This is a genomic window from Pseudomonas sp. WOUb67, from assembly GCF_050058005.1.
GTDB classification, from domain to species: domain Bacteria; phylum Pseudomonadota; class Gammaproteobacteria; order Pseudomonadales; family Pseudomonadaceae; genus Aquipseudomonas; species Aquipseudomonas putida_R.
Map to the genome: position 1 here is coordinate 2,599,177 of NZ_CP170112.1, position 14,276 is coordinate 2,613,452.

A 14,276-nucleotide genomic window follows, 5' to 3' on the forward strand; every position below is an offset into this window, starting at 1 on the left:
TCAGTTTCCTTGTGCGGCAGGGGCGGGCGCGGTGGCCCGGTCGAAAGGCTCCAGGGCGTGGCGTAGGCTGGCCCGGGACAGCTCGCCCAGGTGGCTGCCGACCAGCCGCCCGTCGGCGTCGTAGAACAGGGTGGTAGGCAGGGCCATGGAGCCGACGCGCTGGGCCAGCAGGCCGGTACCGTCAAACAGCACGTGGGTCAGGCTCAGGCCGGTAGTGGCGAGGAAGGTGCTGACGTTTTCCGGGGTCTCGCCCTGGTTGACGAACAGGAAGGTCACGTGCGGGTAATCGCTTTGCGCCTGTTGCAGCACCGGCATCTCGCGCCGGCAGGGCGGGCACCAGGTGGCCCAGATGTTGATCACCAATGGCTTGCCGCGGTAGCTGTGCAGCGCCACTGGTTGGCCGCCAGCGTTGCGCAGGCTCAGGTCGGGCAGCTCGGTGCCCTTGCTGTACAGGTGCCCGGCAAAACTGGCCAGGCCCCAGAACAGCGCACCGCTGAACAGCGCCCAGCCCAGCGGGCGGCGCAGGCCCGGGTGGCGCCAGCCCTGCCACAGGGCACCGAGGACGATGCCGGCAAGGCCCGACCACAGCAGGAAGCCGCCGTCGCGGATGTCGATCATCTGCAACGGCTCATCGCGGTACATCGGCCAGTAGGCCAGCACGAAGCCGGCGCGGGCGCACAGCAGGCCGATCAGGAACAGGTTGAACAGTGCCGATTCCGGGCTTTCGCCGCCACGCCGGGCGACCCACCAGCCGACCACGCTGGCGATCACCAGGGCGGTGAGCATCAGCAGGTGGTTTAGGGCCATCGTCAGAGGCCCGAGGGTTACGGTCAGCATCAGCCTTGGCTCCTGGTCTGGGCCCAGTGTTGCTGGAACGCGGCGGCATCCACTTCACCGGTAATGCGCCGTGCACGGCGTTCGTCGCCCTCCGGGCCGATCCAGATGATGCTGGGCGGGCCGGGTACCTGGTAGCGTTGCAGCAGGGCTTTGCTGGCCGGGCTGTCGGCGGTCACGTCCAGGCGCAGCAGGTGCACGCCGGCCAGGCCGGCCTGCACATCGCTGCGGGTGAACACCTGTTTTTCCATGACCTTGCACGACACGCACCAGTCGGCATAGTAGTCGAGCATCACCCACTGGCCGCGGGCTTTGGCCGCATCCAGTTCACGTTGCAGGTCTTCGGGGCGGCTGACGGTGACGAAGCTGTCTTCGGCATGCTGGGCAGCCACTGGCGCGGCACCGCCACCGGTGAACGGGCGCAGCGGCTGCCACAGGTCATCGCCACCGGCGGCGGCGCCCACCAGTAACAGGCTGCCCCACAAGGCACCCAGCAGCGGTACTGCACGCAATGCCGGCAGGCGCTGCAGGGCCGGCCAGGTGGCCCAGGCCAGGGCGATCAGCCAGGCGCCACTCAGTGCCAGCAGCAGCGTGGCGGGCAGCAGGCTGCGCACGGTGTACAGCGCCATGGCCAGGAACACGAAGCCGAACACGCCTTTGACCCGGTCCATCCAGGCGCCCGGGCGCGGCAGGTAGCGGTTGCCCAGGGTCACCAGCAACAGCAGTGGCACGCCCATGCCCAAGCCAAGGCTGAACAGCACCAGAGCCCCTTGCAGCACGTCGCCGCTCTGGGCGATGTACAGCAACGCCCCGGCCAGTGGCGCGGTCATGCACGGGCCCAGGAGCAGGCCGGACAGCGCCCCGAGCAGCGCCGCGCCATACAAGTTGCCACCACGGGTGCCTTGCCCGGCGCGGTCAAGGCGGTCACGCAGTGCCGCAGGCAATTGCAGTTCGAAGGCGCCGAACATCGGCAGGGCCAGCAACACGAACAGCCCCGCCAGGCTGCCCAGCAGCCAGGGTTGTTGCAGCCAGGCCTGCAGGCTGGCGCCCAGCAGCGCGGCGACCACGCCCAGGGCGGCGTACACCAGTGCCATGCTCAACACATACACCCCGGCCAGCAGCCAGCCGCGTCGGGCGCTGGCGCCATTGCCCAGTACCAGCCCGGCGAGGATTGGCAGCATCGGCAGCGAGCAGGGGGTAAAGGCCAGCAGCAGCCCAAGGCCGAAGAACGCCAGCAGGCTCCAGGCCAGGTGGCCCTGTTGCAGGCCACTGGCCAGGGCCTGGTCGCTGGCTTGCTCGGCGGCGGGTGCCACACTGCCGCCCAGGTCGATCTGCGTGGTCTGCGGCGGGTAGCACAGGCCGGCGTCGGCACAGCCCTGCCAGCCCAGGCGCAACTGGCCCTGGGCATTGGCCGGCAGCAGCAGTTCGAGCTGGTCGCGGTACACCGCGCTGTCACCGAAGAACTCGTCATGGTGGTTGAGTGCCGGCGGCAACTGCGGGTGCTGCTCGGCAGGCAGGCCGTCGAACTTCAGGCGCTTCTGGTACAGGTAGTAGCCCTGCTTGATCTGGAAGTACAGGCGCATCTGGCCGTCGGCCTGGCGGTCGTGGGTGAGCACGAAAGCCTGGTCGACCGGCAGGAAGTCCGGCTTCACATCGAACGGGTTAGCCTGCAACGGGCCAGCCAGAAGCAGTGTCAGGAAGAGCAGGAGGACGCGCATGTCTTCGCCTTGGCAGATCTAGGAATGGGGCCATGCTGGCTGGGGTCGATTAAATGAAGGTTAACTCAGGTGTTTGGTCTGAGAGCGCATCAGGGCTTACAGGCGCTTGCCGTGGAATTGTCCGCGCCTGTGAGATCGAGCGCCGCCCGCGCGGCGCATCGCGAGCTACGCTCGCTCCTACGTTTGTTTCGGGCCAGTAACGCCTGTGGCAGGCGCGCGCGACCGCCTTGTTTGTACGACGCGAAATCCAGCCATGCGCTAAAGCGTTCGCGCGCAATGCTCACAGGAATAATTGGCCCGAAACAAACGTAGGAGCGAGCGTAGCTCGCGATGCGCCGCGCGGGCGGCGCTCGATCTCCCAGGCGCTGAAAATCCCCAGGCGAACACCTGCCAGCCCCATCCTCACCCCCAGCCACCCCCACCCCAAGTCCCGCCCATCACCCCAGACACACCGCGACATATTGTCGGCTTGACTTTGCCTATGCCCACACACTTGCTGTAAAGTTGACGCACAAGTCAGCTTTTACCCGCTAGCACTAGAATCAAAAAATAGGGCAGGCCCCCAACTGCCCAGAGGATCAAGCATGTCCAACCGTGATATTTCCCGGCGCGCCTTCTTGCAAGGCGGCCTGATCGCTGGTGTCGGTGTGACCATGGCGCCACTTGGCAGCCAGGCATTCGCCGCCCTGATGGAGGAACGCGTCACCACCTCGCCGCAGAAGTGGATGAACCATGATGGCAAGGCGCGTTTCCGTAACGATGCCTTGTCCAAGGTGTGCGGCGACAAGGTGTTCGCCCGCGATATTCGCGCCAAGGACATGCCCGGCTGGCCCACGCAGCAGGGCCATGCGCTGCTGCTCAAGGCCACCAAGGCTGACCGTATCTATGCCGGCCATGACCTGAGCCTGCTCGGTAGCGACTTGCAGCCGGACCGCATCGTGACCGCCGCCGACCTTGAGAAAGACGGCATTGCCTGGCCCGAGGCGCACTCGCCCGACCCGCTGCTGCCGCCCGGCAAGGTGCCGATGTTCATCGGCCACCCGGTGGCAATCCTGATCTGGCACGACTTCGAGCGTTTCCGCCAGGCCAAGCGCAAGCTGCAGTTCAATGAGCAGGCGATCCGTTACGGTGCCCAAGCGCCGCTTTACCAGCGCGACCCTTACGGCAGCTTCCGCTTCGTGCGGGTGGGCGGTGCCACGCCGTTCGACGACGATGAGTTCTCCAGCCTCAAGAATTCCATGCTGTTCCCCACCATCCTCAACCGCAAGCCGGTGTGGTCCAAAGCGCCCAACCAGCATGGCGACCTGACCGAGCAGGGGCTGTTCTACGCCAAGCGCATGGCCGAGCAGCTGGACAACCCGCCCGAGGACTGGCTGGTGTTCGACGAGCGTTACAAGACGCCGTCCATCGAACCTGCCGCGCTGGAACCGGACAACGGCAACGGCTGGTACGACCCGGCCACCGGCACGCTGCACTTCGTGGTCGCCACCCAGTGCCCGTTCGAAGTGGCGCAGGAATGCGTGCACATGATCAAGCCGTCGCGTTTCGCCCTGAACACGCTGAACATGCACCCGGGCTACACCGTGGGCTACGGCTCGAAAGACAACAACATCTTCGTCTTCTACGCCGCCGTAGCCGCGCTGTATGGCGCCGGCGTGCCGATCCGCCTGGCCAACGACCGCTACGAGCAGTTCCAGAGCGGCATCAAGCGCCATGCCTTCGACATCCGCTACCAGCTGGCCGTGGACAAGAAGGACAACAGCTTCAAGATCTTCCGCGCCGACATGAGCTGCGACGGCGGCGGGCGCATCAACTACAGCCCGTCGGTGGCAGCGGTCGGCGCCACTGCTGCGCAGTCGATCTATTACATGCCGCAGAACGACCTGTCGGTTACCGCCTACCACTCCCGAGGTGTCGAGGCCGGCTCCATGCGCGGCTACGGCACCCTGCAGAGCATGGCGGCCACCGAGATGATGGTGGACGAGATCGCCGGCCGCCTGGGCGTCGATGCCATCGACCTGCGCCGCGCCAACGCGCTGAAGTCGGGCATGAAGAACACCCAGGGTGCGGTCCCGGCGGGTGCGCTGCGTCTGTACGAGATTCTCGACAAGGCGGCCGTGCACGACTGGTGGCGAAACCGCGACGCGCGCAAGCGGCAGATGGACGCGCAGGACCAGGACCACTGGTACGGCGTGGGCTTTGCAATTTGCCAGAAGGACTTCGGCACCGGCTCCGAAGCACCGATGGCCAGCATCGAGTTCAGCCGCGACGGGCGCATCAGCCTGCGCCACATCGGCACCGAGCTGGGCACCGGCATGTCTACCTCCCAGGCCCTTGTGGTCAGCGACTTCCTGGGTCGCTCGGCTGACGAGGTGAGGACTGCGGTGACCGAATGGCCGGAGCTGCAACTGAGCACCAGCGGCAACCCGTACCTGATCAGCCAGGCCGAGCAGGACACCGCGCTGCGCAACCCGCGCTGGGTCGGCAAGCTGGCGTCGCCATCGTCGGCGACCAACTCGGCCTTCTACTTCAGCCATGCCACCCGCGAAGCGGCGCGCGTACTGTTCAACCACGGCCTGTGGCCGGCGGCCATGGCCATCTGGAGCCAGGGCCCGCATGGCGGCCAGGCCAACCCGCTGGTGGTGCGCCGCGAGAACGCGGTGTGGGTCAACGGTGAGCTGACCGGCAACGGCCTGCAGCCGATACCGTTCGCCCAGCTGGCGCAGAAGGCCCACGACATGGGCCTGATCACCGGTGCCAGCGTGCACGGCTTCAACCGTTGGAGCTGGGCCGAGGCCGACTTCGTCATCGACGGTGTGCGCGAGCGCTTCCCGCTGGACGCCGTGGCGGTGAAATACGGCGATGGCGCGGTGAACGCCAAAAAGGCGCAGATGAGCAGCCACGGCTACCACCTGCTCGACCGGCAGAACGCCGCTTACCCTGACACCCAGCTGAACAACGCCATGGTCACCTACTACAGCCCGGTGGCGACCATCGTTGAAGTCAAGGTCAACAAGGGTACCCATGAAGTGCAGGTGCTCAACCACCACAGCTGGCTGGAGTGCGGCCGGGTGTTGGTGCCGGAGCTGGTCAAGGGCCAGCTCGAAGGCGGTATCGCCATGGGCATCGGCCACGCGCTGACCGAAGACATGCCGATGTACGAAGGCGGGCCCGGGGAGGGCGACTGGAACTTCAACCGCTACCGCCTGCCGCATGCGCGCGACGTGGCGGTGTGGAAGCAGACCAGCGAAATCCTCCCGCCGCTGTCACCGACCGACCCGTCCAAGGGCATCGCCGAAGTGGTGATGATCCCGGTCGTGGGTGCCATCGGCAATGCCGTCGCCCATGCCATCGGCAAGCGCGTGCGCGATCTTCCCATCACCCCAGCCCGTATCAAGGAGGCCCTCAATGGCTAACCGTCCACTGCAACTGACCCTCAACGGTCAACCGGTCGGCCCGGTCGAGGTCCCCGCTGACCTGGCGATGATCGACTACCTGCACGAACACCAGAACCTCACCGGCTCGCGCCTGGGCTGTGGCCAGGGTATTTGCCACGCCTGCGTGGTGATCGTCGACAACCCCGACGGCACCAGCGAAGAAGTGCGCACCTGCATCACCGGCGCCCATTACTTCGAGGGCAAGAAGGTGCGCACCATCGAGGGCCACGCCAAACCGGACGAGGCCGGCAACCTCACGCTGAACCCGATCCAGCAGAAGTTCGTCGACCTGTTCGCCTTCCAGTGCAGCTACTGCGCGCCGGGCTTCGTCAACGCCGCTACCGTGCTGGTGGAAACGGCCCAGCGCCAGCCATTGAAGAAGAGCGAAGTGGAAGACCGCATCGAGGCCAGCCTCGGTCACCACATCTGCCGCTGCACCGGCTACGTGCGTTATTACGACGCCACCCGCAAGGTGCTCAACGACCTCGGCCTGGTCAAGGAGGGTTGAGCATGGGCTTTGTTCGTAACGCACTGGCATTGGCCCTGGGCCTTGCAGTCAGCTCGTTTGCCCTGGCGGCCGACGAGGCCCAGGTCAAGCGCGGTGAGTACCTGGCACGCGCGGCCGACTGCATGGCCTGCCATACCGCCGAAGGCGGCGCGCCGTATGCCGGCGGCCTGCCGATCCATTCGCCGTTCGGTACCATTTATGGCAGCAACATCACCCCGGACAAGCAGTACGGCATCGGCAACTACAGCGCCGACGAGTTCTTTGCCGCCGTCACCGAGGGCAAGCGCAAGGACGGCGCCAACCTGTATCCGGCGATGCCTTACACCTCGTACCACCTGATCAAGCGTGAAGATTCGGACGCGATCCTCGCCTACCTGATGACTATCCCGCCGATCAACCGCCCGGCGCCGCAGACCGCGTTGCGCTTCCCGTTCAACGTGCGGATGGGCCTGAGTGGCTGGAACATGCTGTATGGCAAGAGCGTGCAGCTGCAGCCAACCGAAGGCAAAAGCCCGGCCTGGCAGCGTGGCCAGTACATGGTCGAGGTCATGGGCCATTGCGGCGAATGCCATACCCCGCGCAACCCCATCGGCGCGTTACAGCAGGACAAACGCATGACCGGCGGCCTGCTTGGCGGCTACCTGGCGCCGAGCCTGCTGGCCCAGGACCTGGCCGAGCGCGGCTGGACCCAGCCAGACCTGACCACCTTCCTGAAACACGGCATCAGCGCCCAGGGCAGCATGTTCAACGAGATGTTCCCGGTGGTGCACCACAGCACCCAACACCTCGAAGACGCCGACCTGGCGGCCATGGCCACCTACCTGCTGGGCGACCAGCCACCGCCGGCCAAGGCCATCCAGGCCGTTGCCCTGGAACAGATGAGCGACAGCGCCAAGCGTGGCCACCAGCAGTACCTCAACGTTTGCGCCGGTTGCCATGGTGTCGACGGCGAGGGCAAGCCGCACATTGCGGTGGCCATGCAGGGCAACACCGTGCTGCGCCAGGGTGACTCGCGCAACCTGGTCAAGGTCATCCTCGAAGGCATCCGTGAGCAGCAGTTCACCGGCTTCGAGCGCATGCAGCCGATGCCGGGCTTTGCCGACAAGCTCGATGACCAGCAAGTGACGGATATGGTCAACTACCTGCGCCAGGCCTGGGGTGGATTGCCCGGTGACCTGAACGTACAGCAGCTCGCCGAGCTGAAGGCGGAGTAAACGTGCAGCATCTCGATCTACAGGTGGTCCGTCAGGCCTTGCAGTGGTCGTGCAACGGTCAGCGGGTGTGGTTGTGCACGGTGCTCGCCACCTACGGCTCGGCGCCCCGCGCGCCGGGCGCGCTGCTGGCGGTCAACGCCAGCGGCCAGTGGCTGGGGTCGCTGTCGGGGGGCTGCGTCGAAGACGACTTCCTCGAACGCGTGGCCCTGGGGGAGTTCCCCGAGCCGGTTGGCATCGTGCGCTACGGTGACGACAGCGACCCGCGTTCGAGCATCCGCTTGCCCTGTGGGGGTGTGCTCGAAGTGCTGGTAGAGAACCTGCCCGCCGAGTGCGAGGTGCAGGCGCACCTGCGCGAGCTGCAAAGCGCACTGCTGGGCCAGCGCCGGTTGCTGCGTGAAGTGCGCCTACCCGAGGGGACGCGCCTGCTTGTCGATGACACGAGCCAAGGCCCGCGTGTGGAGCGTGAAAACGCCCGTGTGCGCCTGCGTGTCGGTGCTGCCCAGCGCCTGCTGCTGGCGGGGTATTCCAGCGTGGCACATTTCTGTGCCGAATTCGGCAGGGGCATGGGCTTCGAAGTCATCCTCTGCGAGCCCCGTGAAGAGGTGCTGGAGGGGGTACGGCTGGACGGCATCGAAGTGCGCCGCGAACTGCCGTCGGAGTTCATCTTCAATGGCGGTTGCCATGCCGATACGGCAGTGGTCGCGTTGACCCACGACCCGAAGATCGATGACCTGGCCATGCTCGAGGCGGTGCGCACCGAAGCGTTCTATATCGGGGTGATGGGCTCCCGGGCGACCTCCGACAAGCGCCGTGAACGCCTGCGCCGGATTGGTGGGCTGGGTGAGGTCGAACTGGGCCGCATCCATGCCCCGATCGGCCTCAACCTGGGCAGCAAGACCCCGGCAGAGATCGCTCTGGCGGTGCTGGCCGATGTGCTGCGGGTGCGTAACGGCATCGAGCGGGTAGCGCTGTGAGCGTGGTGGCGCTGGTACTGGCGGCAGGCAGCGGCACGCGCTTCGGCTCCGACAAGCGTCGGGCGACGCTGGCCGATGGCCGTAGCCTGCTGGCGCACAGCGTTGAGCGGGCCCGGGCGGTGTTCGAGGACGTGCGTGTGGTGCTGCGCGCGGGGGAGTGGGGGGAGGATTTTGGCTTGCCTGCCGATTGCCGCATCGTCGTCAGCCCCGATGCCGCGTCGGGCATGGGGCACAGCCTGGCGGCCGGCGCTCGGTCATTGCGTGACAGCCCGGCCCTGGCGGTGGCGATTCTGCTGGGTGACATGCCGTGGATCGAGTCGGCAACCTTGCGCCAGCTGGCCACGGCGGCCTCGGCTGCCACCATCGTGTTGCCGCGCCATGCGGGGCAGCAGGGGCACCCGGTGATTTTCGGGCGCGAATTCTGGCCGGCGCTGGGGCAGCTGGGCGGGGATGAGGGGGCGCGGGCGGTGGTGCAGGCCAACCGGGGTAGGTGCGTGGTAATCGAACTAGAGGATGCCGGGGTGTTGCAGGATGTCGATACGCCACAGGGGTTGATGTAGGGCCTACGGGTTCGCCACAACATTTTCAGCGCCTGTCAGATCGAGCGCCGCCCGCGCGGCGCATCGCGAGCTGCGCTCGCTCCTACGTTTGTTTCGGGCCAGTACCGCCTGTGGCAGGCGCGCGCGACCGCCTTGTATGTACGACGCGATATCGAGCCATGCGCCAAAGCGTTCGCGCGCAAATCCCAAAGGAATAATTGGCCCGAAACAAACGTAGGAGCGAGCGCAGCTCGCGATGCGCCGCGCGGGCGGCGCTCGATCTCGCAGGCGCTGCAGGCATCAAGGCAAATACCAAGCGCCCCACAAAAGGTCCATAATGCCCCCTTAATCCACCCAAGGTGCAATGCCAACCACACCACTCCGGGAGCCCCACCATGCACGTTCTGCTCTGCGAGGACGACGACCTGATCGCCGCCGGCATCTGCGCCGGCCTTACCGCCCAGGGCCTGACCGTGGACCGGGTGGGCAACGCCGCCGATGCACGGGCGATGCTGCAGGCCGCGCAGTTTGACGTGATGATCCTCGACCTCGGTTTGCCCGACGAAGACGGCCTCAAGCTGCTGCGCCGCCTGCGCCAGCAGGGTGTGGACCTGCCCGTGCTGGTGCTCACTGCCCGCGATGCCGTCACCGACCGCGTCGATGGCCTGCAGGCCGGCGCCGACGATTACCTGCTGAAACCGTTCGACCTGCGCGAACTGGCCGCTCGCCTGCACACCCTGCTGCGGCGGGTGGCCGGGCGGGCGGTGAATGTGATCGAGCACGGGCCGTTGCGCTATGACCCCAGCAGCTGCGAGGCGACCCTGGCCGGGCAGACGGTCGACCTGTCCCGCCGTGAGCAGGCCTTGCTCCAGGCATTGCTGCAGAACCCCGGGCGGGTGCTGTCCAGCGAACAACTGAAAGACTGCGTGTACGGCTTCAGCGACGAAGTCGAAAGCAACGCCCTGAACGTGCACATCCACCACCTGCGACGCAAGCTTGGCAACGGCATCGTCGAGACCGTGCGTGGCCTGGGTTACCGGCTGGGCCCGGCGCAGGCACCGGAAGAGGCTGCATCATGAGCCTGCGGGTACGCCTGAGCCTGATCCTGGGCAGCGCCTTCGTGATCATCTGGGCGCTGGCCGCGGCGTGGATGCTGCGTGACCTGCGCCAGCAGATGATGTTTTCACTCGACCAGCGCCTGGTGGCATCGGCGCGCATGGTCGCCGGGCTGATCGACCAGTTGCCGCAACCGCTCACTGCCAAGGGCGGGGAGGCGCACTTTTCCGCCGACCAGTTCAGTGTGCCGGACGGCATGGCCTGCCAGGTCAGTTCGCTGCGTGGCGAGATCCTCGCCAGCAACCACAAGCACGATGGCGCCATGGACGACGAGCGCAGCGGCTTCCGTGACCAGACCATCGACGATGCACTGTGGCGCACCTTCACCTACAACCACGGGGATGTCCGCATCACCACTGCCGACCGGCACATGGAACGTGAGGCGCTTAACCAGTCGATCCTGTTGGCGGCTTCGGCGCCAGTATTGATGGCCTTGCTCGGCAGCCTCGGGTTGTTGTGGATCGGCCTGGGCAAGGGCCTGGAACCCCTCAACCGCATGCGCGACGCCTTGCGCCGACGGCGAGCGGACAGTGTCGAGCCGTTGCAGGTGGCGGGCATGCCCAGCGAGTTGCAGCCTTTGCTGGAAACCCAGAACCAGCTGTTCCTGCGTATCGCCCAGACTATCGAGCGCGAGCGGCGCCTGACCGACGATGCCGCCCATGAACTGCGCAGCCCGCTGACCGCGATCAAGACCCACCTGCAGGTAGCACGCATGACCGATGGCGCGGTGCGCGAGCAGGCGCTGGAGCATGCCGAGCAGGGCACCGACCGCATGCACCGCACGCTGGAGCAGTTGCTGATGTTGGCGCGGGTTGAAGGCAGCCTATCGTTCGAGGACGGCGTGCAGTGCAGTGCCGAGCAGGTGGCTCGCCAGGCAGTGCAGGACGCCGGTGGGGGTGACAACCGCCGTATCGTGCTGCGTTTGCCTGAAGCAGCCACGCAGATCTACCTGGGCATGCCCGCACCGTTGGCGGTGGCCGCGCTGCGCAACCTGCTGGACAACGCCCTGCGCCATGGCGGCGACGAGGCAGTGGAGCTGGAGGTGCAGATGGCCGACGGCCAGGTGGGCTTCATGGTGCGCGACCATGGGCCGGGGATTGCCGAAGCGGACCTTGAGCACCTGACCGAGCGCTTCTGGCGCAATGGGCAGAGTGGGGGCTGCGGCTTGGGGTTGGCGATTGTCCAGGCAATCGTGCAACGGTGTGCCGGTAGCCTGCGCTTTGACAGCCGTAGCGATGGGTTGCGGGTGCTCCTGCAAGTACCGGCGCGCCATGCCGGATGAGCATGCCCGCTGGAATGGGCTCTCTGTAGGAGCAGCCTTGTGCTGCGAAGAGGCCGGTATGGCCAGTAGACCTGCTTGTGCTGAAAGGGCCCCTTCGCAGCACAAGGCTGCTCCTACAAAAAACTGGGCTCTGCCCGATCTAAGTAAAATTCAGTAACAACCGCTAAATCCTCCCGGCACTCAAGCGTTTTCCAAGCGATCACTGCCCATTCGCTTGTTTGCGAGGATTTACCCATGTCCACCGCTTCCAGCCTTGCCCAGGTTGCACCGGCCAACGCGTCGCAACCCTTGTACGAATTCACCGAGTCACCCCTGCTGCAACGCCAGCAACAGCAAGAGTCCAACGCCCGCAGCTACCCGCGGCGCCTTCCGCTGGCGCTCAAGCGCGCCCGTGGCATCTACGTGGAGGATGTCGAAGGCCGCCAGTTCATCGATTGCCTGGCCGGCGCCGGGACGCTTGCGTTGGGCCACAACCACCCGGTGGTGGTCGAGGCAATCCAGCGTGTGCTGGCCGATGAGCTGCCTTTGCACACCCTGGACCTGACCACGCCGGTCAAGGACCGCTTCGTCCAGGACCTGTTCGGCATCCTGCCCGAGGCGCTGCGCCGCGAGGCCAAGGTGCAGTTCTGCGGCCCGACCGGCACCGATGCCGTGGAGGCGGCGCTCAAGCTGGTTCGCACGGCTACCGGTCGTAGTACGGTGCTGGCCTTCCATGGCGCCTACCACGGCATGAGCCAGGGCGCGCTGAGCCTGATGGGCAGCAACGGGCCGAAACAGCCGTTGGGCGCCTTGCTCGGCAACGGCGTGCAGTTCATGCCGTACCCCTACGACTACCGCTGCCCGTTCGGCCTGGGCGGCGAAGCCGGGGTCAGGGCCAACCTGCATTACCTGGAAAACCTGCTGCTCGACCCGGAAAGCGGTGTGCCGCTGCCGGCGGCAGTGATCCTGGAAGTGGTGCAGGGCGAGGGCGGGGTAATCCCGGCCGATATCGAATGGCTCAAGGGTGTGCGCCGCATCACCGAGCAGGCCGGCGTGGCGCTGATCGTCGACGAGATCCAGAGCGGCTTTGCCCGCACCGGGCGGACGTTCGCCTTCGAACACGCTGGCATCGTGCCGGATGTGGTCACCTTGTCCAAGGCCATTGGTGGCAGCTTGCCGCTGGCGGTGGTGGTGTACCGCGACTGGCTGGACACCTGGAAACCGGGTGCCCATGCTGGCACCTTCCGGGGCAACCAGATGGCCATGGCGGCGGGCTCGGCGGTAATCAACTACCTGGTCGACCATCGTTTGGCCGAGCATGCCGAAGCCATGGGGCAGCGCTTGCGTGGGCATTTGCAGCGCCTGCAGCGGGATTATCCGCAGTTGGGTGATATCCGTGGCCGGGGCTTGATGCTGGGCGTGGAACTGGTCGACCCGCAAGGCCAGCCCGACGCACTGGGCCACCCACCGGCCAACCGCGAGCTGGCGCCGAAGGTACAGCGCGAGTGCCTGAAGCGCGGCCTGATCCTGGAGCTGGGTGGGCGCCATGGTGCGGTGGTGCGCTTCCTGCCGCCGTTGATCATCAGCGGCGAGCAGGTCGATGAAGTGGCGCAGCGTTTTGCCGAGGCGTTGATCGCGGCGGTCTGAACCCTGGCGGGGGCGCAAGGCGCCCCCGGCTACCTCAAGTCAATCAAACGTCCGCCCGGCCCGCCAATAGCCCATCAGGGTCAGGCACTCGCGCTGCAGCCCGCGTTCCTTGATCAGGTAGCGGCGAATATCCATGACTGTCGCCGATTCCCCCGCCACCCAGGCATGGAACGCACTGTTGGCGCTACTGGCCTGCTCCCACAATATCCGCGTGTCGATATCCACCGCTTCCAGCTTTACCTGCGGCGCGGCTTGCCCCTGCGGAAGGCTGGCCAGTTCGCGCACCGCCTGTTGCATGGCCTGGCCATGCTCGCAATTGAGCAGCTCGCGCGGCAGCCAGTGAATGTGGCTGGCGTTGCCATGGCGCAATGGCAGGCAGTCAGCCTCCAGTGGTACCTCGATGAACGCCTGCACCGCCAATGCGGGCTGGTCGTCGGCCAGTTGCTCAAGAATGCCGGCAATGGCCGGCAGCGCTGTTTCGTCACCTACCAGCAGAATGTTGCGCACGCCCTGCGGCGGTTTCCATTCATAACCGCCGTTGTCGCCCTCATAGGCCAGGTTGGGCGCCACCATCTGCAGGCTGTCACCCACCTGCGCGTGGGTGGCCCAGGCCGAAGCAGGCCCGTTGACGCCATGCAGCACGAAGTCGATATCCACCTCCAGCTCTTCGCGGCGCAAGGCGCGGATGGTGTAGGTGCGCATGGGCGGGCGCCGGTCTGGCGGCAAGGCGCTGTGTGCAGCCTTCCAGTGCAGGTCGTTGTTCAGGTTTGGCAGTGAGCCGTCGCGCGCGGGAAACAGCAGCTTCACGCGTTGGTCCGGCGCCAGGGTGGTCATTTCGGCAACGTCCGGGCCGCTGAACACCAGGCGGGTCAGCGAAGGGCTGAGTGCGATCCGCCGCTTCAGTTGCACATCGAACATCCGGTAGCTGGGGCGTTTGCCGGGGAGCGCTTGAGTGACCCGCTTGCGCAGGGTGTTGGCCAGGGTGGAGAGCATCGCGAGGGCCGCCTTCTGGAGGATGGGTATGACGT

The 14,276-nt window shown here is 66.3% G+C and carries 11 protein-coding genes; 8 read left to right on the top strand and 3 right to left on the bottom strand.

Translation table 11 applies throughout. From position 1 onward, the window contains the following. On the bottom strand, positions 1–837 hold the full coding sequence (locus ABOC32_RS11810; RefSeq protein ID WP_426811124.1) for a prolipoprotein diacylglyceryl transferase family protein: 837 nt from the start codon (positions 835–837) through the stop codon (positions 1–3). Then, positions 837–2,552 (bottom strand): protein-disulfide reductase DsbD, encoded by a 1,716-nt coding sequence (gene dsbD / locus ABOC32_RS11815; protein WP_426811125.1) that lies wholly within the window; start codon positions 2,550–2,552, stop codon positions 837–839. Before dsbD ends, ABOC32_RS11810 begins: the two co-directional genes overlap by 1 nt. Positions 2,553–3,136: 584 nt before the next feature. Here dsbD and ABOC32_RS11820 point away from each other — a divergent pair. From ABOC32_RS11820 to ABOC32_RS11855, 8 genes are all read left to right on the top strand, one after another. Continuing rightward, positions 3,137–5,968, top strand: a complete 2,832-nt coding sequence (locus ABOC32_RS11820; protein WP_426811126.1) for a xanthine dehydrogenase family protein molybdopterin-binding subunit — start codon at positions 3,137–3,139, stop codon at positions 5,966–5,968. Further along, on the top strand, positions 5,961–6,497 hold the full coding sequence (locus tag ABOC32_RS11825) for a (2Fe-2S)-binding protein (RefSeq protein ID WP_016488319.1): 537 nt from the start codon (positions 5,961–5,963) through the stop codon (positions 6,495–6,497). The genes ABOC32_RS11820 and ABOC32_RS11825 overlap by 8 nt, the downstream gene beginning before the upstream one ends. A gap of 2 nt (positions 6,498–6,499) precedes the next feature. Continuing rightward, positions 6,500–7,711 (top strand): cytochrome c, encoded by a 1,212-nt coding sequence (locus ABOC32_RS11830; RefSeq protein WP_426811127.1) that lies wholly within the window; start codon positions 6,500–6,502, stop codon positions 7,709–7,711. A 2-nt stretch (positions 7,712–7,713) separates the two neighbouring features. Then, positions 7,714–8,685, top strand: coding sequence for an XdhC family protein (locus ABOC32_RS11835; protein ID WP_426811128.1), 972 nt, complete (start codon positions 7,714–7,716; stop codon positions 8,683–8,685). Further along, positions 8,682–9,245 (top strand): nucleotidyltransferase family protein, encoded by a 564-nt coding sequence (locus ABOC32_RS11840; protein WP_426811129.1) that lies wholly within the window; start codon positions 8,682–8,684, stop codon positions 9,243–9,245. The genes ABOC32_RS11835 and ABOC32_RS11840 overlap by 4 nt, the downstream gene beginning before the upstream one ends. A gap of 374 nt (positions 9,246–9,619) precedes the next feature. Then, the gene (locus tag ABOC32_RS11845) at positions 9,620–10,303 is read left to right on the top strand and encodes a response regulator (RefSeq protein ID WP_426811130.1); all 684 of its coding nucleotides are present in this window, start codon (positions 9,620–9,622) and stop codon (positions 10,301–10,303) included. Continuing rightward, positions 10,300–11,622, top strand: a complete 1,323-nt coding sequence (locus ABOC32_RS11850) for an ATP-binding protein (RefSeq protein ID WP_426811131.1) — start codon at positions 10,300–10,302, stop codon at positions 11,620–11,622. The genes ABOC32_RS11845 and ABOC32_RS11850 overlap by 4 nt, the downstream gene beginning before the upstream one ends. A 234-nt stretch (positions 11,623–11,856) precedes the next feature. After that, positions 11,857–13,248, top strand: a complete 1,392-nt coding sequence (locus tag ABOC32_RS11855; RefSeq protein WP_426811132.1) for an aspartate aminotransferase family protein — start codon at positions 11,857–11,859, stop codon at positions 13,246–13,248. Positions 13,249–13,287: 39 nt separating this feature from the next. On the opposite strand, the gene ABOC32_RS11860 is transcribed toward ABOC32_RS11855, so the two are convergent. Then, positions 13,288–14,241, bottom strand: a complete 954-nt coding sequence (locus tag ABOC32_RS11860; protein WP_426811133.1) for a siderophore-interacting protein — start codon at positions 14,239–14,241, stop codon at positions 13,288–13,290. Positions 14,242–14,276 lie beyond the last annotated feature (35 nt).